Annotated in this window: 1 protein-coding gene; it reads right to left on the bottom strand. The window is 67.7% G+C overall.

Annotation, left to right across the window (positions count from 1 at the left end; all coding sequences use genetic code 11):
• The coding region (locus ACFCXS_RS39445) for an amino acid adenylation domain-containing protein (RefSeq protein WP_376648153.1) at positions 1-1,146 on the bottom strand (1,146 nt) is incomplete at both ends.

The raw sequence follows: 1,146 nt of genomic DNA, 5'->3' as shown, positions 1-1,146 counted from the left end.
CGCAGGGCCTGCACCTCCACACCGACACCCGTGTAATACGCGACCAGCCTCTTGTCGCCGTCGTGGTCCCGGGCGGTGACGACGACATCGCCGACACCCGGCACCTCACCCAGACGCGCCTCGATCTCCCCCAACTCGATCCGGAAACCACGGACCTTCACCTGATGGTCGTTACGGCCCAGATACTCCACCGTGCCGTCCGCCAGCCAACGGCCCACATCCCCCGTGCGATACATCCGCGCACCAGGGATGAACGGATCCTCCACGAAGCGTTCCGCAGTCAGCTCCGCACGGTTCAGATACCCGCGGGCCACCTGCACCCCCGCGATGTGGATCTCCCCCGCCACCCCCACCGGCACCGGACGATCCCGCGGATCAAGCACATAGATGCGCGTGTTGGCCACCGGCCGCCCGATCGGCACCCGCCCACCACCAACCGTGCACGCCCACGCCGTCACATCGACCGTGGCCTCCGTCGGCCCGTACAGGTTGTGCAACCCCACACCCGGCAACCGCCGCCCGAACCGCTCCACCACCCCCGGCGACAGCGCCTCACCACTGGCGAACACCCGCCGCAGCCCCCCACACCGCGCATCCGCATGCTCCAGGAACAGCGACAGCATCGACGGCACGAAATGCACCGTCGTCACCCGCTGCGAACTGATCAACCCGACCAGATAACCGGGATCCCGATGCCCACCCGGCCGCGCCATCACCAGCCGAGCACCCGCCAGCAACGGCCAGAACAACTCCCACACCGACACATCGAACGTCACCGGCGTCTTCTGCAACACCACATCCCCGGACGACAGCCCATGATCCCGCTGCACCCACGTCAGCCGGTTCACCACCGACCGGTGCTCGACCATCACCCCCTTCGGCAACCCCGTCGAACCCGACGTATAGATGACATACGCCAAGTGCTCGGCAGTGAGGTCCCCGCGGTCGAGATCCTCCGCCGGCAGGCCATTCCACCGGGCCGCATCCGCATCCAGACACACCACCGCGTCACGACCACCGAGGAGACCGGCGAAGGCGCTGTGGGTCAGCACCACCACCGGCGCACTGTCCGCCAGCATGAACCGCAACCGCTCCACCGGGTACTCCGGATCCAGCGGCACATACGCCCCACCCGCCTTCAACACC

Source organism: Streptomyces sp. NPDC056373 (assembly GCF_042262425.1).
Lineage (GTDB): Bacteria > Actinomycetota > Actinomycetes > Streptomycetales > Streptomycetaceae > Streptomyces.
This window is presented reverse-complemented; position numbering and strand designations above follow the sequence as displayed.